The following is a 25,708-nucleotide window of genomic DNA, read 5'->3' on the forward strand; positions in this document are numbered from 1 at the left end:
TTATTGAGCATATTATTTTATTCTTATTAATCCATTTTCTTCTACAATTTTTTGTCCTTCTTCACTTAAGATAAAATCTATTAATTTATTTCCATTATCTTTTAAATTTTCTTCTTTATATATTAATAAAAATGGTCTTGATATTTTATAAGATTTATTTTTTACATTTTCTGCCTTTGGTACTATTTTATCGATGTTTATAGCATTTATTTTATCGTCTACATATTCAAAAGATATAAATCCAATAGCATTTTCATTACCAGCTACTGTTGATTTTATATTTCCTGATCCATCACCTATTTGTGCGTTTTTAGTAAGTTCTTCTGATGTATATCCTACTATTTCTTGAAAAGCATCTCTAGTTCCAGAACCATCTTCTCTTGAAACAACAACTATCTCACTATCTTTTCCACCTAATTCTTTCCAATTTTTAATTTTGCCAGTATAAATATCTTTTACTTGTGACATTGTAAGGGATTTTACATTGTTAGCTTTATTTGTGATTATAGCTATTCCATCGTAAGCAATCTCAACTTCTGTAAGACCTTCTGCTTTTTCTTGATCTTTCAAGTCACGAGATGACATACCGATTTGAACCGTTCCATTTATTGCATCTTTTATTCCTGCCGAAGAACCTAATTGATTTATTTCAACTTTCATTCCCGAATTAGCTTCTTGAAATTTTTCTGCTTCTTTTTCCATAAGAGGTCCCACGGATGTTGAACCTGACACAGTTATACTACTAGTACTAGAATTAGTACTTTTATTACTTTCACTTTTTCTACAAGCTGTAAACATAAGCATTGTTGTTAAGCAGAAAAACAATGTAATTAATCTTGTTTTTTTTGACATATGTCATACCTCCATTATTATGTAATAAATATTTTATCATTTTAAATTACCATTAGTATAACCATGTAAAAAGATTAATATTTAAAAAGTAAAAATCAACTTTATTCAAAAAAATAAGACCTCCCTCGATGTCTTATTGTATTTTTAATATATCATCAATTTCATCAATTAAATTTTTCTTATCAATATCAGAAATGGACTCTTTATCATAAATCTTTTCTTTAATGCCTTCTATTTTCTTGTCTTTTTCATTTATTTTTTCTTTGAATTTGTTTTCTACTTCTTGTATACTTTGACTTAGTCTATTTATTAAGGATGCCATTTCGTCAGAACTTCCCGCTATTCTATTTAGTAACATTAAATTTTGTCCTAAAAGTTCTGGAATATCTTCATGAGAATATCTAAGTTGATGGTCTATTTCTCCATAACCTTCTTCAAATATAGTTCTAACTTGAACTTCAGTAATAAGTTTTTTATTAGTTGGATAAGATTCTATTAAGTAATGAACTGATCTGTATCCTGACGGTCTTGAGCAAACAGCTATTCCCTGTTCATCAAATTTTCTAGTGTCATCTCCTTCTCTTACATTTGCTACTATCTCCATTACATCCCACATATTAGTTATAAAATTATTTATTTCTTCCCAGTCTTCTTTAAATATATGTATTACTCTTATTCCAAGCAAATCTGTTATTTCATCTTTGTAATTTTCTGCTGTAAAATTAAATTCTTGCCCATATTTAGCTCTTCTCTCAGGCGTTTTTCTAATAACTTTTTCTATTAAATGGCTTACATTTTTTACCCTAGTTTTTACTGAGTGAACCTTGGGCTGCGCTCTAAGTATATTAGCAATTAAATCAGCCTGTGTTTCGTAACTTTTTTTAGAATCAATAAAATCATCATGTATTTCTTTTAAATCTTCCCAACTTATATTTTCTTTTTTAAGCTCTTCCTCATCTATTTTATACATATTAAAAAACTGTTCTTTATTTATCATTTTGTCCTCCACTAATTATATCTATTTTTATTTTACCTTATAATTATGCATATTTATATTTTTTTTAATCCTTACTATTATATTCTTCATTCATATGTTGATAAATTAAGATATATAATGGTATAATTTGCTATGAAATCATAAAAAAATATTTAAATCATTAATTTTATCTATTATGATAGCTTTTACTATGTCTATTGCTCCTAGTCTAAACACTTTCAATACTGAACATGTAAGCGTTATAGAGGCTGCTACAAAGGAGACTTTTTCAAATTTTAAAGTTAACTCAGTATATAGTTCATCTTCTTCGAAATATGCTTATGTTAATGGAGGATCTTCTACATCTAATATTTATCCTAAAACATCAAAAGAACATAATATGGAAGGTGCTATAAGAATAAAAGAATCTCAAGCAAAATCAAAAGGCTATGGAGCTTGTAAAAGGCGCTGAAGATAATACATCTATGAGGCATTATCAATTTTGGTAATGTTTTTTTGTAACTTTATCACCGAATAAAAGTGTATAATATGATTAAATAACTCTAGACAAAGTTTTTGCTTAAAATAAATTATAAAAATAAATTATTGGAGGAAAAATGTTTAATAAAGAATATATTTTTGAAGAAACACTTCCTTTTTTTAAAAAATTAAGTGAAGAAGAAAAGAGTGAATTAATTTTAAAAAGTTCTGTCGTAAAATATGAAAAAGGTGAAATTGTTCACTCCAAAAATTCTTCTTGTACAGGTCTATTAGTTACCATATCTGGTAACTTTAGAGTATTTATCTCTGCACCTAGTGGAAGACAAATAACACTATTTAAATTATATGATAGAGACGTTTGTATGTTATCAGCATCTTGTGCTTTTACAAACTTAACTTATGATGTGAATTTAGAATCTCAAAGTAATTCTGAGGCTATAATAATCGATAGTTCTTTAATAAAAAAATTATCTTCATCAAACTTTGAAGTTATGAACTATATCTTAAATCTAACTCAAGATAAATTATCAGAAGTAATGTATATCCTCGAACAAGCTACCTTCTTCAGCTTAGATGAAAGAATTACAAATTACTTATTGGAACAAAGTAGATATACAGATTCCTGCCTACTTTATATTACTCATGAAAATATTGCCAATGAATTAGGATCATCTAGAGAAGTCATTAGTCGAATACTTAAAAAATTTGAAAAGGAAGGAAAAATAGAAGTTTCTAGAGGCAAAGTTAAGCTTATTAATTTATAGTAATCAAAGAAGAGTTATTCCAACAATTATAATCATGTTGAGATAACTCTTTTATATTTCTAGTGCATTAATCCTACTGGACTATGCTTCAATGTTAAGGCCATATGTATTAACATTATGGAAATCATAGAAGCAGTCAATATTGATATTTTCGCTAAGTTAATAACATTCTCGTCATATGCAAAAGCTAGTTCTGATACAAATATTGACATTGTAAAACCAATACCTGTAAGTAGTGCAACTTCTGTTATTGATATCCATGAATCTTTTTCTGCAATATGCAGTTTAGTCGCTATATAGCTAAATGATACAACACCAAGTGGTTTGCCAATAACTAAACCACATATTATTCCCATTACTAAATTTGAAGCATCTGTTACATTTATATTTAAATTTAGTACTATAGATGTATTAGCAAAAGCAAATAAAGGTAATATAATTAAATTACTTAATTTACCTAATTTATGCTCTAACTTAACTGCAGTAGATTCCTCTCCATCTGTTTTTCTAGATGGTATAGTAGCTGCAAGCAATACTCCGCTAATTGTGGCATGTATTCCACTACTATAAACAAAATACCATAATAATAAACCTACAAATAAGTATACATATAAATTATCTACTTTAAATACTTTGTTTAGCGTCATTAGTATTAATAATATAACAACCGAAATCATTACTGCTGTCATATTAATTTTTGCAGAATATAAAAATACTATTGCTAAAATAGAAATTAAATCATCTACAACTGCTAAAGATAATAAAAATATCTTTAAATTTGAATTAAGTTTAGATTTAAAAAGCATAAAAATTCCAATTACAAATGCTATATCTGTTGATATAGCTACACCGACGCCTGGTAAGTAGTGAGTATTTCTGTTTATCATCATAAAAATTATTGCTGGAACAATTACTCCTCCAAGTGACGCAATAACTGGGAAAGAAGCTTTTTTAAAGCTTGATAATGACCCCTCTAACATTTCCTTTTTTATTTCTAATCCAACATATAAAAAGAATATTGCCATTAGAAAATCATTTATAATAGCATGTAGATTAAAATCACCAATCAAATTAATATGGTGAAAAATTTTATCATATAATTCCTTTGCATTACTATTAGCAATTACAACAGAAATTACCGTTACAGTAATAAGTAATATGCCTGGTAAGCACCTCTGATTGTGCTACTTTTTTAATTTTGCCCTTCATTACAATGACCTCCCATATTAGTTCTGTATACAAAGTACTTGCTTAGCATATTCGCAAAACATGTTTTAGTCAACGTTTTTACGCAATAAAGTTAGATTTTTACATGTTTTTTACAAAATATATATGAAAAAGTCATGTCATTCTTTTATTTAGCTTTATTATTTAAATCTAGGCCTAAATAAATTACATCTTTTATGGGACTATTATAATATTCCTTTATTTCCCTAAAGCCTAGTTTATAATATAAATCTACAGCTCTTTCCAAATACGAGAATGTATCTAATACTATTAAGTCATAATCTAATTCTTTCCCAGCCTTAATTATGTATTCCATAAGTAATTTTCCTATATCTAAGCTTCGAAACTCATTTCTTACATATAATCTTTTCACTTCACAACAATAATTATCTAATGGTCTAAGTCCAACACACCCGGCAATTTTCCCATCATACTTTGCAATGTACAATCTTCCCTTTGGTAATGCATATTTATCCTTTAAAGTATCTAGCTCCTCTTGAAAGCTTACAAAACAAGAACATACCCCTTCCACGTCCTTATATGTTTCTACTAACATATTTCTATATTCTGTAAATAGCTCTTTTATTGAATCAATTTCGTCATAAGCCAATTTTATTTGAATTTCTTGTTTTTTCATAATAACACTTCCTTTTTGCTCATTATTATATATTTATTTCATCATGTTAATGATAATTTCCTCTATTAATGTAAAAAACGTATTGAATTAACAATACGTTTTTTAATCTTTTATTTTTCTTCATGCACATTTAAATCAATAATCACTACATCTCTTGGCACAAATCGGTCTCCCATAAATTCATTTAACATTTTACAATATTCTTCTACCCATTGAGTCTTTGATATGTTTTTGTACATATGATCATCAACAATATTTAGAAAAACTAATTTAACCTTATATCCCTTTTTCATAAGTTGGTGCATAAAAGTAAACCTATTAGCTATTTGGTAATAAGTATCAAACCATTTATTAAAATCACCTTTTATTCCAAGCTCGTCATAAGTTTCTTTCATTGAATCTAATATTAATCTTTTATTATTCTCATTTGTAGATGCTAACTTACTTCTTAATTCTTTAATACTACTTTTATTTTCTACTAAAATTATCATCTTTTCCTGTGAATCTTTCATAGTTGCCAAACCAATTCCATCCCAAACAGGTTCTCTTTGTGGCCAGAAACTCAAATCTTCTTTTTTTAATGTAAATCCATTATTGTTTAGCTTCTCTAGTAGAGAAGGTGAATTTAACATATACTCTCTAAAGTTCTCATTTTCTAGAGGTGATAGCCACTCCATAGATTCAATTCTTGTATCTCTATTAATTATTCTTTCATTTAAGACAGATCCATTATTCTCTTTAATAATTTTTCTTATCCAGTATTTTCCACTTACTTTTTCATTTAAATCAATGCTCACTCAAATTCCTCCTCATAATTGTATTTCTATACAATGAATGATTTATTTATGGTCTAAGTTTTAAAAATAGACAATAAAATTCTTTCCTCATATACTTTTATATGATTCCTTCATATTAAAAGTGATTAAATAAGATATATTTACTAAGACTTCACCTTATAATTATCATAATTTGACTTGAAATGTTCATTTTTTACCCAAAGTTCCTTTGCCTTTTCTACCCATTTTACAGAATAATTTTTATACTTATTCCAAATCCTCTGTTCATATTAAATCTGTTGATTTTGCTTTACACTTTTTCACCTTTTACACTTATATAAAGGTAATTTCTACCTCCTCAAATCTTTCTATGCTAATCGAATCTTTCTTTCTCATTAAAGGATCTCCACCTGTATACATATAAAAATAAATTCACAACTTTTTTCTTTGAGTGGTTATATTATCTAAAACTTCATAAGATAAATTTAAATTATGACTGTATTTAGAGCCCAACATCCTTACATAAGCTTGCTAGGTACATTAAAATTAACCACGGCACATTACATTGATGTTAAACTCTTTTTCGTCTTGCTATTTTTATTCCACAAAATATTGCTTCATATCCTAGATTCAATGCAGTAGTTTTAATAACGTTTGTCTCAATCTCCTCTAGAATTCTATTAATATATTGCATCCATTTTCCATCCTTTTATTTGATTAAATCTCTAACTGCTTAAAACTGCTTGGTTCATATAAGTCTCCTACTAATTTTTCTGACAAATCAGCTAATTTTAACAAGCTCTTCTCTCTATCTAGCTTACATACTTAATAATTCCATCAATGCCCTTACTTACTAGCTCTTTTTCCCCCTTATGCACTATTGACATATTCTCCACCCCCATTTCTTATAGTAAAAACTAATTGATAATATGTAACAGTATTTGAAAATATTACAATTGTTAATATCCAGTTTTTATAAAATGTATTTACTACGTTCACAAATTAAAAATCTGTCAATTAAAAATTGACAGATTACATGAATTGTATATTTTATTATAAACTTTTTATCTCACTATCAGTTTTTAATAAGTCTGATAAAGAGTTGGAAACGATTATTTCAAATACTTTTGCCACTTCAATCTATTTTAGTATTATGTAAGCATTGGAGTTGGCATAATAATTTGATAAATTTTCTGATGTAAGAAAAAAGCTATAATTATGTTTTTGCTATAATTTATTTTCAACACAAGGGTTCTAAAACTACTTACTAATAAATCTGTAGTCTTCTCTCTTTTCATCTCCTTTATTTTTAATTGTATAATTAAATTTTGGCATATAAAAATCGTATCAAAATTAAATTGATACGATTTTTAATGTGTTAATCTCTTTTCTTAGCTTTATGATAAAGTTTTTCAGTTTTAGTTTTATTTGTGCCACAATCTCTAGCACCTATTTTTTGTCCATTTTCTATTCCAATGTCTGCTCCATGTTCAGAATACATTTTTCTAAGTTCTGGATTTGATTTTGGTCTGTCTTTCATTCTATTTTTATTGTTATCCATAATGTGATTCTCCTTGATGATATTTTAATTATAATTTATCCAATAAAAATCACTTCTATTCTTTTAAAATTATTTCCTATTTCTTAAAATTTGTAAAGATCCTTTAATATAATGTTTATTTAGCAAATCTACAAATCCTTGTATTGATTTACGGTTTATTGCTCCTCTAGTTACCATAGCCATTAGCCTAAAAGGTTGATCATTTAACGATTCTTTTACTGTAATTTCCATTGCTTTATCTCCACTTACAAACTTATATGCCTTTTTATTTATGGCAGATATAATTAAATCACCACCATAAGTATTTTTAATATCATTTATTGTAGAATTTGTAGTAAATGGATAAATTTGATTCGCGATAATTGGTAGCTCCTTATTATATATATTTTCAAATTCTGACTCTGTTGGATTTAGTTTGTTTTTATATATTTCATAATAAGATGGAGATTTTGCTTTATAATCAATAGTTTTTACACTATTTCCTCTTTTATTTACCACTGTAGAAAATTTAATATGTCTACATGACGAACCAATACTTATACCATATCGTCCTTCTTCAACTTCATATTGATGACTTTGAATATTATAATAAGCAAAACAGTCTTCATCTAAAATAAAAGTTACTTCTTTACTTTCCTTAGGTTTTAAATTTATTTTATTAAATCCTTTTAATTCTTGTTTTGCTCTAAATAATTTTGAATATAAACAAGAAATATAAAGTTGAACTACTTCTTTTCCTTCCATATTACCTATGTTGGTAACAGTTATGGATACTTCCATATTATTATCATTATTATATTTTATTTTCATATTGCTATATTCAAAAGTTGTATAAGAAAGCCCAAAACCAAAAGGATACTTTACATTAATATCTGCACTATCAAAATATCTATAACCAACAAATATACTTTCTCTATATTCAACATAATTATTATCTCCATGATAAAATTTCATTGATGGATAATCTTCTAAGGTATTTGCATAAGTTTCACTTAACTTGCCTGATGGATTTTTATTTCCTAATAGTAAATTTACTGTTGCATTTCCTCCTCTACAACCGCTTAAATGAGTTAGTAATATAGCTTTAGGTATATTACTCCATGGCATTTCCATAACAGAACCACCTTGTAATATTACTACTATGTTTTTATTAACTTTGCTAATTTCATAAACTAAATTATCATGAGACTTTGGCAATTTTAAGTTTTTGCGATCATATCCTTCTGCCTCATAATATTTAGGAAGGCCTATAAATAAATATACTATATCCATATTTTTTGCCACTCCTATAGATTCTTTTAGCAAAACTTCATCAATTTCATCATTTTCTAAAGAATATCCATCTGCATAATTTATATTACAACTATTATCTACAAATACATCATACGCGCTGTCTATAGTATTAGGGTTAACATGTGAGCTACCCAAGCCTTGGTATACAGGCTCTTTTGCAAGTCTTCCTATTATTCCAATCTTTTGTAAATTATTTCCTGGGAGAATGTTATCATCATTTTTAAGTAATACCGCACTACTTTCGGCTATTTTCTGTGCCAAATCAATATGTTCTTTAAAATTACATTTATATGGTATTTTTTTACCTTCTTTATATTTTAAAATTAGTTCAATTACTTTTGTAACAGACTCATTTAATATTTTTTTATCTAATTGATTATTTTCTACAGCCTTTTGTAAAACCCTATAGTAATCATCTTTATATCCTGGCATTTCTAAATTTAATCCATTATTTATACTAGAAATAATATCATTAACACCTCCCCAGTCACTAATAATACATCCTTTATAACTCCATTCATTTCTAAGTATATCTTGCATTAAATATTCATTTTCACAACAATACTGTCCATTTAGTCTATTATATGCCATCATCACAGACCAAGGGTGAGCCTCTTTTATAGCTATTTCAAATCCTTTCAAATATATTTCCCTAAGAGCCCTTTCATCAATAATTGAATTAATAGTCATACGATATTTTTCCTGATTGTTTCCTGCAAAATGTTTTAAACAAGCTGCTACACCTTTGCTTTGTATTCCTCTTATAAGTGCTGCTGACATCTTCCCACTTAAATAAGGATCTTCACTAAAATATTCAAAATTTCTACCACAAATAGGTACTCTTTTTATATTAATTCCTGGGCTTAAAAGTACTGCCACATCTTCTCTTCTACACTCCTCGCCTAGTGCCTTTCCCATACGATTTATTAATTCTTCGTCAAATGTGGAAGCTAAAGCTGTAGCCGTTGGAAAGCACGTTGATTTTATAACTTTAGGACTGATAAACATAAGGCTATCTGGATCCTCTTTTCTAAGACCATGAGGTCCATCACATAAAATAATTGATGGGATGTTCATTCCATCTATTCCAAATGAATGCCAGAAATTTACTCCACAACAAAATTTACACTTTTCCTCTAAAGAAAGGTTTTTGACTATGGAAGAAGCTTCTTCATACAAGTTCATACTCTCCCCCCCAATACAACTAATTTTGACTTATGTTATATTTTATGTTTGTGACTATAATAGGTTGTTAAATTTATTTTTATGAACATAAATATCCCCTTTCCTCAAACCACTGGTTGATCTCTACACCTCATGTGACCAACGATGTATCATTTTTCCATAAAAAAAGAGATATAACTATTATTTTATTTTGTTATATCCCTTTTAATATTTATATATTTTTATTTATACAATTTCAGATTTACTATGTAATTGTAAAGTTTTATTAAATGATAATTTAATAAAGAAATAACTTAAAACAATTCCTAATACAACTATAAATATTTCATTAAATTTGCTAATAAAATCATATAATACCCATGTATAATCTTTGGTTAAATAGCTACCAACCATACTATTAGCAAATATTAATACTATCCAAGTTAATACTCTTTTCCCTTTTATTTTATTATATTTTGTAGGAATCATGATACTAATAGTAGTTACTGCCATAAATAATTCTACTAGAAACCTGACAAAATAATTTGCTTCTATACCATTTTCTTTTACAATATGATTACTTATCCAAGATATTAAAAACATATCTGAATTTGAGTTAGAAATCTTTTCTGATAATAGTATTACAATAGTAGCAATTAAAAACATTATTATTATAAAAATCAATTGCATAAATGAAGAAATATATTTATAAGAAACATATTCCTTATTGTTTATTGGAAGAGTTTGTAGTAAGTTGTTAACTTTTTTATGGCTCTCATCAGTTTCAAGTCCATAGTAGAAAACTAGCATTAAAAATCCCATATTAAATGTGGTATTACCAAGAACAAATAACGTAATTATAAATACAGGTATGTATATCTTATAATACTGTTTTAAAAATTTCAAATCCAATCTTAATAATTTTTTTATCGCTGTCATTACTTTTTCCCCTTATTAAATATTAATATATCTTCCATTTTAGTTCTTTCATATAAAACTTCTTGCCCAAATATGTCTTCTGCTTCTTTTTTATTATTAGAAATTCCTCTAAATCCAAATTCATTTTCCACTACCTGTTGGAATACTTTTTTTGTTTCTTCATTTAATAGTTCTTTTCGTCCCTTTACAATAGTATAGTTATTTCTTGTATTTTCACTATTTTCATTAAAAATAATTTTACCTTTATCCATTGCAACAAAGTAGTCTCCTATTTTATCTAAATCACTTGTAATATGTGTACAGTATAAAACTGTAGATAAATCTTTTTCCATTTGTAATTGAAGAACTTCTAAAAATTCTGACCTAAATATTGGATCTAAATTTGCTGTAGGTTCGTCTAAGATTATTAATTTGGGATGATAAGACAAAATCATGGCTAAATCAAATTTCACTTTTTGTCCTTTTGATAAATCCTTATATTTATCTTGAATATTTAGATCAAAGTCTTCAGTGTAATGGTTAAATAATTTTTCATCCCAGTTTTTATAAAATATGCTTATAGTTGATTTTATATCTTCTAATGTGAAATCTACTGGATATAGTGTATCATGGCCTAAATATCCTATTAATTCCTTAATATGTTTTTTATCTTTATCAAAATCTTCACCGAATATTTTGATACTCCCCTCATCTTGATTTAATATATTCATTATTAATTTTATTAAAGTAGTTTTGCCAGCTCCATTGGTACCTATAATACCTGTAACAAAGCATTCTTTTATATCTAGTTTTTCTATATCTAATTTAAAATCTCCAATAGATTTTTTTAAATTCCTAATTTCTATTGCATTCATAATACCCCCACTTAATCACTTAAATTGTATAGTTCTTTAAAAATCTCCATTCCCTCATCTAAGGAAATATCTAGTTCTTTAGCTCTCTTTACTATTTCTTCTAATTTACATTCCCACTCATATATGGCTAACTGTCTCATTTTTTCTGTGTTTTTTGCTGAAACAAAGCTACCTTTTGATGGGACTGTTTCAATATATCCTTCATTTTCTAAAATCTCATAGGACTTTTTTACAGTTATTATACTTACCTTAATTTCTCTTGCTAAAGTTCTAATTGAAGGTAGAGGTTGTCCTGGCAAAAGTTTTTTAGAAACAATTTGAGATATAATTTGATTTTTTATTTGCTCATAAAGAGCCACTGGTGATGAATCTGAAACTATTATATCCATATTTTATCCTTTCCGTTATATTCTGTATATGTTGTATATATACAGAATATAACACTATATATCTAAGTGTCAATATTCTTTTTATAAAAATCTAAAAAAGGAATTGCAAAATTGTTTGCAATTCATTTTTATTTCTTAATCTGTAAATTCAATTATTTTGACATTACTTCTATTAATAGAAAAGTTACTTCCCAAATCCCTACCAAATAAAACTAAAGGTGGAACTGAATTTCCTTCATTAAAATCTTCCATCCAATCTATTAAAGATCTAAAATTTCTAACATTACTTTCTTCTACTATTCTTTCAAAATTATTATTATATAGTATTCTTATTCTATCTTTTTTCAATTATCTCATCTCCTAGCCACTTAACTAAGTAATATTATAATTTTATTTTTGCTATAACTCAATGACCTTATTAATATTACCCAGTTTCACAATAATATAATCTGTGTAATAAGTTGATATAACATATTATTAATAATATTAACATAAGGTAGTTTTACTTCATAAATTAGAAGAAGATATAAATTTAATGTTGATGGGGGTTATTATGTCTGATTCTAATAATAAAGTTGTTATAGACAGTTTGTCTGCGAATATAGTTGATAAAAAATCACAAGATAAAGTGATTTTATTAGGCGTTTTTCCTTATGAAAACAGCTCTTATAGCCAAAACCTTGAATTAGTTGTAAAACCTGAGGTTGGATATCCAGTTAATATACAATTATCTTATTCAGGTTATGATATGCAGCTATTTTGTGGAGATTTTACAAATGACGGTAAAGATGAAATTATGGTAAGAGGTAGTTTTGGTGGTTCTGGCGGGTTCGAAATTGGAGTAATATACAAATTTGAAAATAATAAAATCAAAGAAATTTTTAATCAAGATGATATTTCAAAAAACAACCCTTGCAGTGCAAAGTTTAAGGATAATTACAAGGTCCATGTAAGTTGTGGTGAGAAGAAATATTCTATTAATCTAGCGACTAGACCAAAAGATTATTTAGAATTAGCTTATGATAAAGACGGAAAAGTGCTTCCTGGTGTGGAGGCTTATGTTGACGCTCCCAGTGCACTTTTTCCAATAAAAGACGTGGATAATAGTTACTATGAATTACTTATACAACAAAGAATTGTTGGAGTAGTTAACGCGGATACTTTGGGTATTATTCAAACCCTTTGTGATTTTTTAAATAATAAATTTAATGTAGTTACTAAAGGATTGTACTTTACCTTCGACTCAGATAACAAAGAAAGTTAATAAAGAAAAGGTTGAACTATTACATAGTTCAACCTTTTCTTTATCACAAATTTTGAACCTTTTTATTCACTTTTAATTTAACAAAACTTATAATAAAAAGTATTATTGATAAAATAATCATTGCATTTAGATATGTATTTATAGTACCTAAATTATTAGTTCGTTGTAAGTTTTCTATACAAATACTAACCCATCTAGTCGGCATAAATACCCCTATTTCTTGAAATTTTTCAGGCATTATATTGAAATCCCAAAATACTCCACTTAACATACAGCAAGGAACTGTTATAAGTATATTTAACATTGATGATGTATATCTACTTCTGGTAAAACTAACTATACATAAATTAAAACTTAGTGCAACAAGATTTAGTAACAGCATAACGACTAAGAAGTTTATACTATTCTCCATACCGAAGTCTATATTAAAGATTCTTAATAAAACATAGTATATTAAAGTTGTCATGGAAGACATTATATAAAAAACAAATATTAATGAAACATAATATTTCCATTTACTAATTCCATAACTAAGTGTCTTAATTTTTGTTTTATTTTCTTGATCCTCTATTAAAAAATTTGATATATTTCCAGCTACAATAAATATGATAAATATAATTAGTCCCAATGAGCTTCCTATTTCTGGTCTTTTTTCATTAACATCATTTAAACTAAGTATTGTGTTTTTATCATTATAATCTTGGTTTATTTTTTTAAATTTATTTATATCTCCGTTGCTCATTTTTCCAATCATAGACAAGTCTTCACATTTCATATCTATCATGGACTGAACAACTAATTTTACATCATTTTCATTAATAGTTTTGATTTTTATTTCATTATCTTGTGAGTTTAGCAATTTATTTTGAAAATCATCATCTATGCTCACAGTCATTTGAATTTGCTGTGTGATCAATAAAATTTCATAATCTTCTTCTCTTATTTTTATACTTTGAATACCTTCCAAATCATCAATAGTTTTTATTATTTCCTTCGACGCATAGGAATTATCATTGTCTATTACACCTACTTTGAATTTGTATTCCCCTGTAAATTCAAAACTAAAAAATATAGCTATAAAGACAGGTACAATGACTCCAACTATTACATAACTTTTCTTTTTCATCAATACTCTCATTGTATTTATTATTAATCTAATCAAAACTTCTACCTGCCTTTAGTTTTGACATTAAACTTCCTATAATCAACATTAACACTGATAAGCTCAAGGAGATAAATATGGAAATAATATAATATTTTGTTTTCATATCATAACTTAAGCTAAGTATAGATATGTTTGCCCAATAACTTGGCATAATTTCAGACAGAAAACTTGTGGCTCTCACTGATTTTACTAAACACATAGGTACGTAAGAACCACCTAAAAACCCCATAATTATAATTAGTATATTATTTGCTATATAACAAGTTTTTTGATTTGAGAAAATCATAGACATAAATATTCCAAATGCAGAACTAAATATTATAAGAGAAATTAATACCATAAAAATATATAATAAATTTCCTCCCCAACTTACATTGAAGAACTTAGTACTAAATATATAAACTATGATTATCTGTAAAACACCTACAATTATTCCTAAAGATACCTTTGATAATAAGATACTGATTTTCTTTGTGTTAGATATTTTAGGTCTTGTCATTGTATGTAAAGGTCGCTCCTTATACATGGATATGGACGTAAGGATGGATATGTATAAAATAATTAAAATAAGTTCTGCGAAGGTGTAATATGTAAAGGAGTTTACTTGTTTTTTATTTATATTTTCATCTTTTAACAATATTTTAATTTCATAATCTAAAACATCTTTCATTTGTTGCGGATTTGATTTATAAATTGCTTGTAGAAAAGTATATTTTTTCATATATTGCTCGTACAAATTTCTAAATACTGTGCTTTCTGTACTCTCTTTTTTTTCATTTCTAAAATAATTAATATCATTATCATAAATGTCTATAAGACAAATTGCTTTATTATTATTTACATCATTTATTGCTTCTTTATAATTATTACTTTCTATAAACTTAACATTTGTGTTTTTTTCAAAATGAATCATGAAATCATAGAAACGTTGCAAGTCAACCTCATTTTCAATTGGGGCATTGACTCTATAATATATAATCTTATTGTTAAATATATTTTTATCCATGTTCATAGGTTCATTGAGGGATTTTCCCATTATAAAAATAAGGATTACTGGGAATATGATCATCATAATTACGTTAATTTTACTTCTAAAAAACAGCTTAATTTCTTTTTTTATAAGAGTTAATAGAATCAAGTTTTGTCCTCCTTATTTACTAAGTTTTTAGATTTTTCCCAATAAAATTTAAAATACTTTTTCATAAGTATTAATATCATTTTATTTTTATGTACTATTAATATTTATGAATTTATAAAGTTGTCTATTACTAGTAAATTTATGCATTTCTTTTATTCTATTTAAGCACTTCTTTTAAGTAATCCGCTTTATTATTTGACTCTATTTCATAATACAAGCTATCTGATTCTTCATTGTTTGTGCAATCAGGTATTAAGTGTAAACAAATATTAAGTATTTTTTAATCTGGCTCATGTTTTTATTAATATAATAACGGTTTAGATTTTAATTTTTGGACATAAAAATAGAAATTGTTAAAAATCTAAAATAGTTACAACAATCCTTTAAGGATTTAGATTATTTATTAGTTGTAAATTTGATATACAAGATAAGAATATTAGTAATATAATAATAAAAATACACCTCTATTTTAAGAGGTGTATTTCAACTACTACTCCATAATATTTATCTTAATAAGCTTTTATATATTATTTAAAATATCTAATATCTATAAGAAATTTATTTTCTTCTCTATAAAAATTCCCGTAAATAGTTATACCTTTTCCTTCATATATATTTTCTATATATTTAATACATTTTGGCGTAATATCATATGCCACAGCTTCTAGTTTATATGTATCATTACCTTTTAGTTTCATTCTTAAAATACTATTTTTTTCGTCAAATTCAACATGTGATATTATTCCTTTTAGTTTTATATATTTACACTCATATTTTTTATCTGACCAATATTCACTTTTTTTATAGGCATCTAATAACTTCTCCACATCTACTTCTATCTTTACTTTTTACTTAAACTAAAGATATTATTTATGAATATGAGTATTATAAATGTTGCAATACAATAAGGTATAATAATATCCATAATACTACTATGAAAAAATATCATTGCTAGAAATATTAATACGGATGAATATATTATTTCCTTTGAATCTGGTAAAATATTTAATTTACTGCACCTAATTATTTTTTGCAAAGCATTCCCTCCTCTTAAAATAAATTTGACTTCTAGTAACAATTAAAACTCTAGTTTTTGGACATCTTTTAATTTATTGTAATTATCATAAGTATTAAAAAAGTCCCTTATTATGTAAAATAACATGTTAAGGGACTTTGTATTTTATTTAATTTAAAATTCTATGCAGTAACATCTTGTGAATCAGATTTAGAATTAGAGCTATTTGATTTAATAAAGAATCCTATTGCTGATGCAACTAATACTGGTACTATCCAGTTAAATCCTAATGAGTGTAATGGTAAACTGTTTATTACTGGAACTTTCACACCAAAACCAACCAATATATTTAAGAATCCCATTACTAGTGCTGTATATGTTGCAAATTTAAATATATTATTATTTTTAATAAATTTTCCTAATAAAGTAAATACTACTAACACTATTGTTGGTGGGTAGATTACTGTTAATATAGGAGCTGAGAATTTAATTATTGTATCAACTCCAAAGTTAGAAACTACTAAACTAAATAGACATACTACAATTACTATTGTTTCGTACTTTATTTTATTATTTGAAAGCTTTGAAAAATATTGTCCAGTTGCAGATGTTAAACCTATTGCTGTTGTTAAACAAGCAAGAGTTACTATTATTCCTAATATAACTTTTCCTGGGAATCCTAATAAATTCTCTGTTATAGCAACTATTAGCCCAGCTTGTGATACGTTTGAGTCAAACATAGTTGATACTGTAGCACCAAGGTAAGTAAGTCCACCATAAACTATGAATAATCCTGCTGCTGCTATTAATCCTGCTTTAAATGTTATATTTATTTTTTCTTCTTTTTTTGTATATCCCTTATTAGCTATAGTTGTAAATATTACAGCTGATAAAGATACTGCTCCTAGAGCATCTAATGTTTGATATCCTTGGAATATACCTTCAGAGAATACACCATCTATAGTTGCTGGTTCTATACTTCCTAAAGGATTAAATACTCCTACACCTATTAATGCTAATAATGCAATTAAAAGTGCTGGTGTTAAATATGCTCCGATTATATCAACCACTTTTGATGGTCTTATTGTTAATACTAATGTCACGCCGAAGAATATTATTGAAAATATTATTGAACTGAAACCACTAAATATTGGTTGAACCCCCATTTCAAATGTTGTAGCTGCTGTTCTTGGTATAGCAAGAAGTGGTCCTATACAAATCATTATTGAACATGCTAGCACTAGTGATATCTTGTGGCCTGCTCTTGAAAATATTCTATCAACATCTCCATCGCATTTTGCTATTGCTAGTATAGCTAAAAGAGATAAACCTGCATCTGCTAATATAAATCCTGTAAAACCAGTTATCCAACTGCTTCCTGATATAAGTCCTAAAAATGGTGGGAAAATTAAGTTACCTGCTCCGAAAAGCATTGCGAACAATGCAAAACCTGTTATTATAATATCTTTATTCCTTTTATTCATTGTGACCTCCTAATTTGAATCCGTATTTCGTTTCATATCTGTATTATATACGACATCTATTTGAATAGTCAATAAAATTATAATTTTCTGTATATTCAAATTATAAAACCAATATTAAAATTGAATATTTATTCTGAAAAAAAGGTAATTTTCAGAAAATTTAGATTAATATTTATATTCTAAATTATTTTTATATTTTTTTTTTGATTTTTTCAACAAAAAAAGACTTGGTAAAACCTCCAAATCTTTTTTTAACATATATTTAACATACATTTATTATAACATAATAATTTTGACATTCATAATTATTTAATATATATAAATCCTTTAACTGATTTTACTTCTACTTTTTTTCCTAAATATACTTCTAATGCATCAGAATATTTTTCGAAGTCTGATTTCCCAAGGCCTATGGGGCACCATATTTTGTAAACGTTTTCTTTTTTGTTTAAAATAGTTTCCACCACTGTCGGATATTCTTGATCTTTATTGCAAAGGCCTACTTTGTTAAAAAATATATCCAATGGTTCCTTTTTTTCTTCTTTTTTTCTAAATGCCTTGACTATAATTTCTCCAGTACCCCAAATTCCATCAAATATAATTTGAAGCAAATTTCCACCGCTACTCATTGAATAATCTCCCCTTCACAAAGTAATATGAAATATTCATGATAATTTTTTCTATATTTCTAAATATTCACAATTTACTTTCTTTTAAATTTTCACAATAATTGGAAAATGATCTGAATAGAATACTTGGTCAACTTCATAGGATTTTATATTAATTATTGAGCTTACAAACACATAATCTATCCTTGAAGTTTTAAATGTTGGATAAAAATCTTTACATAAATATTGAGCTACATCTTTATAAGAGTCTAAACTAATATTTTTTTCATTAAAATCACCACAAATCACAATATTTTTTTTCTGTATTTTAGCAAAATCTAAAATTTCACTTATTTGTGTCTGCCTTTCTTCCATATCCAATCCTAAGTGAGTATTTATAATAGTTTTATCATCTATGTCTATGCTCAATAATCCTCTTTGTTCTTTTTTGCTGCTTAGCAATACATGAGAGCTATAATTTATTTTATTTTTACTTAATATACATATACCAAATTTCATTTTCTTATTATTTACATGCAATCCAAATACTCCATCCATCTTTAACAATACTTTCATAAGTTGAAATTGATAATATAAAACTTCTTGAAGACAAATAACATCACAATCTAAGGATTTTAAATAGCCTATAAGTTGAAATAAGGTAATTCTTCTAAATTCGTCCATACCTTTATGTATGTTGTAACAAGCTAGCTTCAAATTTTTTCACCTCCTAATCATAGGTTTATTACAAAATAATATTCATAGAATTAGATAATTATCCTTTTAAATTTTTTTATAATAAAAAGAAGACAAATAAATTGTCTTCTTTAATATATACTTATTTCATAAATTAAAATCTAAAATCACGTTCTCCATCTTCAATTTTAATTAATCTTTCTTCTACTATTTCTCTAACTTTATCTTTAGGTATTTTTTTAACTTCTTTTTTTATTAAATTTTCACCAGATTCTTTTGTAGATTTTGATGCATAGTCTTCTAAATATTCCTTTAAAGTCATAATAGCATTTGGCTGACAACAATTTGCTATTTGACCATTTTTGCATAGCGCCATAAATCTATCTCCTGTTCTTCCTTCTCTATAACAGGCAGTACAGAAACTTGGTATATAATTCATATCTAGTAGCCAGTTTACAACTTCATCTAAAGTTCTATCATCATCCACATCAAATTGAGCACTTGTTATTTCTTCCTTTATACCTTTCGCTCTATCTGCATATCCGCCAACACTTGTTGATGATGCTCCACTTATTTGTGACACTCCTAAATGTAATACTTTTTCTCTAGTTTTTTGAGATTCTCTTGTTGAAACTATCATTCCTGTATAAGGTACTGCTAAACGAATTATTGCCACTATTTTTTGGAATATTTCATCTGATAAAGCTTCTGGGAATTCAGATACATCTATATCATCAGCTGGGCGAAGTCTTGGTACACTTATTGTATGTGGTCCAACTCCAAATGCAGCTTCTAAATGTTCAGCATGCATTAATATTCCTACTAACTCATATTTATAAGTGCTAAGTCCATATAGTACACCCAAACCTACATCATCTATTCCAGCCTCCATAGCCCTATCATGAGATTCAGTATGATAATTATAATCATGTTTTGGACCTGTTGGATGAAGTTTTTCATAAGATTCTTTATTATAAGTTTCTTGGAATAGTATATATGTACCTATACCTGCATCTTTCAATTTTTCATAGTTTTCTATAGTTGTAGCGGCTATATTTACATTTACTCTACGAATTGCTCCATTTTTATGTTTTATACTATAAATAGTATTTATAGATTCTAATATATATTCTATTGGGTTATTTTTTGGATCTTCCCCTGCTTCTAAAGCAAGTCTTTTATGACCTAAATCCTGTAATGCTATTACTTCCCTCTTTATTTCTTCTTGAGTTAATTTTTTTCTAGCTATTTTTTTGTTTTTTAAATGATAAGGACAGTATACACATCCATTTACACAATAATTTGATAAGTACAATGGAGCAAACATTACAATACGATTTCCATAAAATCTTTTTTTAATATCTTCTGCCATTTTAAACATTCTTTCGATTAATTCTTCATCTTCACATTCAAGTAAGGTTGCAGCTTCTCTGTGAGTTAATCCTTTTGCTCTATTGGCTTTATCTAATATTCCTTCGATTAATTCTTTATTTCCTTTATTTGATTTTGCATACTCTAGACTTTCTAAAATCTCCTCATGATTGATAAATTCTTCTGCCTTTCTTGATTTTGGATCATAAACCATACTATTTCTCCTCCTAAAAATGTTTTTGCTGACAAATTAGAAGACATATATTATTAAGCACAAAAAACCTTCGCCCACTGCGAAGGTTATCATAAACTTAATATATCACTGTCTTTTTACTTAAGATTTGTCTTAGTAATCAGACTAATTTTACATTATGATTACCTTCCCCCTCAGATGATACTTTAGGGTCAGCCTAATTAAATAATATCACTTTTTACATATCTTAGGTGGTTTTTATTCGATTTTTAATTAAATAAATAAAGCACTCCTCATAACTCTATGGGAGTGCTTTATTTATCTATTTACATACATAATTTCTTTTTGATATTTCGTAGTTTGAATACATTGAATCTTTTGTTACATCTGCCTTTATGTTTAAAAAGTCCGGAAGTAATATCTTTCCATTTTGATCTGTAGCTTCTATTTCCAATATTCCATATTTTTTATCATTGTTAAATACGTCTAATTTAAAATATTGATTTTCATATACAAAACAGTGACGAGTCTTTATTATTGTGAATAATTGGTTATCTATTTCAGATAAATATGTTAAATATAGTTTATCACTTATCTTCTTTTCTTTTCTAAAGGTTCTATAATTATTAACTCTTTCCTTTTCAGTATAGTAATATGAATAATTTTCTCCATTTCCTATTTGTCTAATCCTTCTTTCCACATCTTGATTAGAAGATTTTAAGTAATGCTGAACTATATCCATTTTTTCTGAAGTATTTATTATATTGTTTATGTCTATATTTTCAACATCTACTAAGTATTTGCGTATAGTTCCCGTTGGCATATGTTCATCTAAATCATTGTAGATTTCTTTTAATACTCTTTCTACTTTTCCTTCAAAATCTGTAGAGTTATCAAATATCCTTAAACGAGGATGTCCTACCCAAGCATTTAATGTTAATTCATCTATTTGCCTTGCGTCCTCTAATGATTCACTTCTAGCTGCATTATTAGCTAATGTGTAATGTTCTTCTGCTCCATTAGCAGTTGTTACTAAATGTAGTACTAAATCATATCTATCTATTAATTCATTTTCAGTTGTTCCAAATTTATCTAATATTACTTCAAATTCTTCCTTTGATACGTAAGCTTTATTGTCTAATAATCCTCTATCATAAAGTATTATTATCTTTTCAGAATCCATTTCTTTAGCTGCTTTTTCATAAACTTCTTCTTTCTTAAATTGAAGGTTTAAAAGATAGTCCTGAAATATGAACATGTTATCCTTACTACCAAGTGGTGAAACACCACCTCTCATTAATTCTGTTGCTGTTTCTGAAACTATTAAAACTTTGTACCCTTTTTCTTTAAAGGTATTCTCTATTAAATTAAGCATTGTACTTTTACCAGAGCAAGGGCCTCCAGTTATTACAATTTTTTTTATAGCTTTCATTTTGGTTCCTCCAATATTTTCAGATATCTTGTTATATTTATATATAAAACATTTTCTGTTTTTGTAATCTTAAAAAACGACACTTTTCTATTATATTGCATTTTTGTAAAAAGTGAATAGTTTTTTTGTTTCCAATTTTATTATTCATATTAATATAATTTTCCTACATATATTATTCTTTATAATTTTCTACAAATTATTATCATATTTCCTACTTATTAATTACAAATTATCTACCTATTATATAACGTATAAACATCAACAATTAAAAACCTTGAATCTTTTTATCCAAGGCTTTTATTATTTTAATTTATATTATTGTCTTGATTTTATTAACGCTTCAACTTCTTCAACCTACGTCATTGAATGTATGATGCCTTTTCTTAATGTTACTATTGATGCAGTTGCACTATCAAAAGATATTATTTCAACAAAATCTATATGTACATGACGTTCTTCACTACCATACCCGCCATTAAAATGATTATAGCAATAATAATATTACCAAACAATACAAATAATACTATTAAAGAATTCTCTAATACATTAGGAAAGGATTTTATATGAAAAAAATTGGAATGAGAAACATAAAAACTGGTATTTCCGTTTTCTTTGCCACTTTAGCTGGATATTTAGGCATAGTTGAAACTCCAGTTTATACAGTATCTGTTTGTGTATTTTCTATAAAAAACACTATAAAAGGTTCTATTAAAGATTCCTGGTCTAGAGTTTTAGGCACCTTGCTTGGTGGTTTAATTGGCTTTTTATGTGCACTTTTTTTTAAAGGGAATATTATTTCAGCTACTTTAGGAGTAATTTTAATTATATATATTTGTAATATATTAAAAATTTCTGATTCCTCTGCCATAGCGTCTGTAACCTTTATTTCTATATGTTTAGGCGTTGGTAATAATCATCCACTAAATTATTCTATTATGAGAACTATAGATACTTTAGTAGGAGTAATTATAGCTTTAGTTGTTAATTATGCTGTAAGTCGCAAAAAATATATAAAATACTTATGGTCATCTTTCAACGCTGCTTATAATGACTGTTTACATATTATTCATTCCATGGTAAAAAATACAGATTTTTCTTCATTATATATAAAACTTAATAAGAAACACTCTGAACTACAGGAATATTACAATCAATTAATAGATGAAATTCCTTATTCTAAGGAAACTCATGATATAAACACTTTATATTATAAATTTGACATCGCAGAGCAATTAATACACCATATTCATGGTCTATATTTAATAGAAAAAAAAGTTTCTTCTACGGATGCTGTTTTAAACGAATCCATATATAAATATCACAAAAATAATATTTTATCACTTATGGAACAATCCAAAGAACAAAAATAAAATCCAGGAAAAATCATAATTTTCCCTGAATTTATCCTTTATTTTAATGCTTCTAATGCTTTATCATAATTTGGTTCATTTGTAATTTCTTCTAAATATTCCACATATACAACTTTGTTATTTTCATCTACAACAAATACTGCTCTAGATAAAAGTCCAAGCTCATTTATATAAACTCCATAATTATTTCCGAATTCTCTATCTTTGTAATCTGAAACTGTTTTTACTCTATCTATTCCAGCACCACCACACCATCTTCCTTGAGCAAATGGTAAGTCCATAGATACTGTATAAATTGTTACATTTTCATCTAATTTCGTTGCTTCTTGGTTAAATTTTTTAACTTCCATATCACAAACTGGAGTATCTAAAGATGGCACTGTTAAAAATACTCTTTTTCCTTTTGTGTCACTAAGTTTTAATGGATTTAAATCATTATCTACAACAGTAAAATCAGGAGCCATATCTCCTACCTTTACTTGAGTTCCTTTTAATGTTAATGGATTTCCTTGAAATGTTACTTTCATAATAATACCTCCTACAAAAATTATTACTATAATTAGTTTTAAGTTTTACTATATTACTTATACCCATATTTATTTTAATTAAATTAATAATTTTAATTTACATAATAAAAAATGGATAAACAAAATAAATTGCTTATCCATTCCATAGATATGTATAATTTAAGCACTAAGCTTATTATCTTTATTTCTCTTGTTGTATACCTTTGTCATATAGAAGTATAATGGCACAACTAAAATCATACCACCAAGTCCCCATACTATTTTCATAGGTGCATCTATTCCTGCTTTTACTAATAATACTACACTTAATAATGTTGCAAATACTGGTACAAATGCTCCACCTGGTATTTTAAAGCTCACTTCTTTGCCCGCAAATTTCTTTCTTAATATTAATACAGCTAAACAAGTTGGTATGTATTGTATAAATCTAGATACAACACTTATTTGAGATAATGTTGTAAATGAACCAGACCAAGCTATTAAAAGTGTACCGATTACAGATACTATAACTGATACATAAGGAACTCCTTTAGAGTTAGTTTTTCCTAAAAATGCTGGCATTAGACCTTGTTCAGCTAAAGCTGCTCCTGATCTTGGTGTAAATATAGAAGATGCTATATTTATACCACCAACAGATATTATAGTTCCTATTGTTATTATATATCCACCAGCACTTCCCATAATTACTTTAGCTGCATCTGCAACAGGATTTGCCGCTCCACTTAAATCATTTCCTAAAATACCTATACTTACTGCTAAAACTAAAACATATACTAAAGACACTATAAGCATGACTACTGTTAACGCTCTAGGCACATTTTTTCTTGGGTTTTCCATATCATTAGCAGCTACAGCCAATGATTCAAAGCCTGTAAATGCATAGAATAAAGAAATTGCAACAGCAACAAATGCTGAAGATGTAGTTTTTCCTTCTGGTATTATTACGAAGGGTTGGAAGTTACCACCTTTTATAAAAAATATACCTATCGCAATAAAGAATACTAATGGAACAAGCTTTCCAATTGTCATTATATTATTTAATATTTTTGATGATTCAACACCCATTAAACTTACACAACCTAAACCAACTAATAAAATACCTATAATTACATTTTTAATAAATGGATCTGCCGCTTGTGGCCAAATTGATGATAGAACAACTGCAAAGAAATTTGCCATTGTTGCCCAAGCTATCATACTTACTGCCCATTTCATCACTCCAACTTGAAAACCTACGAAATCACCAAATGCTTCTTTTGCATAAAGGTAAGGTCCCCCATTTTCTTCAAACCAACTTCCAGCTTCTGCAAAACATAGTGCTATAGATATTGCTAATAACATACAAAAACCTAGTACCAGTATACTTGATGGCCCAACTTGAGAATAAGCTTCTCCTGGTAGTCCAAATATTCCTGTTCCTATTATGGCATTAATTCCTAACAGTACAATACTTCCAAATCCCATTTTTTTAACCGTATTTTTACTCATGGTTAATCCTCCTAATTAAATAAT

25 protein-coding genes are annotated in these 25,708 nt (G+C 26.9%); 4 read left to right on the forward strand and 21 right to left on the reverse strand.

Going from position 1 to position 25,708, the window contains the following annotated elements:
- Positions 1–12: 12 nt before the first annotated feature.
- Both K0039_RS10760 and K0039_RS10765 read right to left on the reverse strand, forming a co-directional pair.
- On the reverse strand, positions 13–852 hold the full coding sequence (locus K0039_RS10760) for a phosphate ABC transporter substrate-binding protein (RefSeq protein WP_228105075.1): 840 nt from the start codon (positions 850–852) through the stop codon (positions 13–15).
- A 133-nt stretch (positions 853–985) separates the two neighbouring features.
- Complete coding sequence (locus K0039_RS10765; protein ID WP_228105076.1) at positions 986–1,849, reverse strand: RelA/SpoT domain-containing protein; 864 nt, start codon at positions 1,847–1,849, stop codon at positions 986–988.
- A 175-nt stretch (positions 1,850–2,024) separates the two neighbouring features.
- Between K0039_RS10765 and K0039_RS10770 the strand changes: the two genes are divergently transcribed.
- Together K0039_RS10770 and K0039_RS10775 are read left to right on the forward strand one after the other, a co-directional pair.
- The gene (locus K0039_RS10770; RefSeq protein WP_228105077.1) at positions 2,025–2,300 is read left to right on the forward strand and encodes a hypothetical protein; all 276 of its coding nucleotides are present in this window, start codon (positions 2,025–2,027) and stop codon (positions 2,298–2,300) included.
- Positions 2,301–2,445: 145 nt separating this feature from the next.
- On the forward strand, positions 2,446–3,093 hold the full coding sequence (locus K0039_RS10775; protein WP_228105078.1) for a Crp/Fnr family transcriptional regulator: 648 nt from the start codon (positions 2,446–2,448) through the stop codon (positions 3,091–3,093).
- A 59-nt stretch (positions 3,094–3,152) separates the two neighbouring features.
- Here K0039_RS10775 and nhaA read toward each other — a convergent pair whose 3' ends face one another.
- From nhaA to K0039_RS10820, 9 genes are all read right to left on the reverse strand, one after another.
- The gene (nhaA, locus tag K0039_RS10780; protein ID WP_228105612.1) at positions 3,153–4,253 is read right to left on the reverse strand and encodes a Na+/H+ antiporter NhaA; all 1,101 of its coding nucleotides are present in this window, start codon (positions 4,251–4,253) and stop codon (positions 3,153–3,155) included.
- Between the two features lie 194 nt (positions 4,254–4,447).
- Positions 4,448–4,957, reverse strand: coding sequence for a GNAT family N-acetyltransferase (locus K0039_RS10785; protein ID WP_228105079.1), 510 nt, complete (start codon positions 4,955–4,957; stop codon positions 4,448–4,450).
- Between the two features lie 110 nt (positions 4,958–5,067).
- Positions 5,068–5,754: a hypothetical protein gene (locus tag K0039_RS10790; protein ID WP_228105080.1), complete on the reverse strand. Its 687-nt coding sequence runs from the start codon at positions 5,752–5,754 to the stop codon at positions 5,068–5,070.
- A gap of 1,357 nt (positions 5,755–7,111) precedes the next feature.
- On the reverse strand, positions 7,112–7,294 hold the full coding sequence (locus tag K0039_RS10795) for a hypothetical protein (protein ID WP_018592271.1): 183 nt from the start codon (positions 7,292–7,294) through the stop codon (positions 7,112–7,114).
- Between the two features lie 69 nt (positions 7,295–7,363).
- Entirely contained in the window at positions 7,364–9,772 is a 2,409-nt protein-coding gene (locus tag K0039_RS10800; protein ID WP_228105081.1) for a beta-glucosidase, read from the reverse strand.
- Positions 9,773–9,997: 225 nt separating this feature from the next.
- A complete protein-coding gene (locus K0039_RS10805) occupies positions 9,998–10,690 on the reverse strand; it encodes an ABC-2 transporter permease (RefSeq protein WP_228105082.1) in 693 nt (230 codons plus the stop codon).
- On the reverse strand, positions 10,690–11,544 hold the full coding sequence (locus tag K0039_RS10810) for an ABC transporter ATP-binding protein (protein ID WP_228105083.1): 855 nt from the start codon (positions 11,542–11,544) through the stop codon (positions 10,690–10,692). The genes K0039_RS10805 and K0039_RS10810 overlap by 1 nt, the downstream gene beginning before the upstream one ends.
- 11 nt (positions 11,545–11,555) lie before the next feature.
- Positions 11,556–11,933: a GntR family transcriptional regulator gene (locus K0039_RS10815; RefSeq protein ID WP_228105084.1), complete on the reverse strand. Its 378-nt coding sequence runs from the start codon at positions 11,931–11,933 to the stop codon at positions 11,556–11,558.
- Between the two features lie 135 nt (positions 11,934–12,068).
- Positions 12,069–12,281, reverse strand: coding sequence for a hypothetical protein (locus K0039_RS10820; protein ID WP_228105085.1), 213 nt, complete (start codon positions 12,279–12,281; stop codon positions 12,069–12,071).
- 205 nt (positions 12,282–12,486) lie between these two features.
- Between K0039_RS10820 and K0039_RS10825 the strand changes: the two genes are divergently transcribed.
- On the forward strand, positions 12,487–13,197 hold the full coding sequence (locus K0039_RS10825; RefSeq protein ID WP_228105086.1) for a YybI family spore inner coat protein: 711 nt from the start codon (positions 12,487–12,489) through the stop codon (positions 13,195–13,197).
- 43 nt (positions 13,198–13,240) lie between these two features.
- Here K0039_RS10825 and K0039_RS10830 read toward each other — a convergent pair whose 3' ends face one another.
- The 8 genes from K0039_RS10830 to K0039_RS10865 all read right to left on the reverse strand — a co-directional run bounded on the left by K0039_RS10830 (position 13,241) and on the right by K0039_RS10865 (position 22,299).
- On the reverse strand, positions 13,241–14,359 hold the full coding sequence (locus K0039_RS10830) for an ABC transporter permease (RefSeq protein ID WP_228105087.1): 1,119 nt from the start codon (positions 14,357–14,359) through the stop codon (positions 13,241–13,243).
- The gene (locus tag K0039_RS10835) at positions 14,352–15,500 is read right to left on the reverse strand and encodes an ABC transporter permease (RefSeq protein ID WP_228105088.1); all 1,149 of its coding nucleotides are present in this window, start codon (positions 15,498–15,500) and stop codon (positions 14,352–14,354) included. The genes K0039_RS10830 and K0039_RS10835 overlap by 8 nt, the downstream gene beginning before the upstream one ends.
- Before the next feature lie 527 nt (positions 15,501–16,027).
- Positions 16,028–16,327 (reverse strand): OB-fold protein, encoded by a 300-nt coding sequence (locus K0039_RS10840; protein WP_228105089.1) that lies wholly within the window; start codon positions 16,325–16,327, stop codon positions 16,028–16,030.
- 370 nt (positions 16,328–16,697) lie between these two features.
- Entirely contained in the window at positions 16,698–17,999 is a 1,302-nt protein-coding gene (gene brnQ, locus K0039_RS10845) for a branched-chain amino acid transport system II carrier protein (protein WP_228105090.1), read from the reverse strand.
- Positions 18,000–18,304: 305 nt separating this feature from the next.
- Positions 18,305–18,628 (reverse strand): hypothetical protein, encoded by a 324-nt coding sequence (locus tag K0039_RS10850; RefSeq protein WP_228105091.1) that lies wholly within the window; start codon positions 18,626–18,628, stop codon positions 18,305–18,307.
- Positions 18,629–18,712: 84 nt separating this feature from the next.
- Positions 18,713–19,324, reverse strand: a complete 612-nt coding sequence (locus K0039_RS10855) for an endonuclease/exonuclease/phosphatase family protein (RefSeq protein WP_228105092.1) — start codon at positions 19,322–19,324, stop codon at positions 18,713–18,715.
- A gap of 133 nt (positions 19,325–19,457) precedes the next feature.
- Complete coding sequence (gene hydG / locus K0039_RS10860) at positions 19,458–20,888, reverse strand: [FeFe] hydrogenase H-cluster radical SAM maturase HydG (RefSeq protein ID WP_228105093.1); 1,431 nt, start codon at positions 20,886–20,888, stop codon at positions 19,458–19,460.
- Between the two features lie 301 nt (positions 20,889–21,189).
- On the reverse strand, positions 21,190–22,299 hold the full coding sequence (locus K0039_RS10865; protein ID WP_228105094.1) for an AAA family ATPase: 1,110 nt from the start codon (positions 22,297–22,299) through the stop codon (positions 21,190–21,192).
- Positions 22,300–22,862: 563 nt separating this feature from the next.
- On the opposite strand from K0039_RS10865, the gene K0039_RS10870 reads away from it, so the two are divergent.
- A complete protein-coding gene (locus K0039_RS10870) occupies positions 22,863–23,669 on the forward strand; it encodes an FUSC family protein (protein WP_228105095.1) in 807 nt (268 codons plus the stop codon).
- Positions 23,670–23,707: 38 nt separating this feature from the next.
- On the opposite strand, the gene tpx is transcribed toward K0039_RS10870, so the two are convergent.
- Positions 23,708–24,196 (reverse strand): thiol peroxidase, encoded by a 489-nt coding sequence (gene tpx, locus K0039_RS10875; protein ID WP_228105096.1) that lies wholly within the window; start codon positions 24,194–24,196, stop codon positions 23,708–23,710.
- Between the two features lie 159 nt (positions 24,197–24,355).
- Positions 24,356–25,684: an APC family permease gene (locus tag K0039_RS10880; protein WP_228105097.1), complete on the reverse strand. Its 1,329-nt coding sequence runs from the start codon at positions 25,682–25,684 to the stop codon at positions 24,356–24,358.
- Between the last annotated feature and the right edge of the window lie 24 nt (positions 25,685–25,708).

The organism is Terrisporobacter mayombei, assembly GCF_020748465.1.
GTDB lineage: Bacteria > Bacillota > Clostridia > Peptostreptococcales > Peptostreptococcaceae > Terrisporobacter > Terrisporobacter mayombei.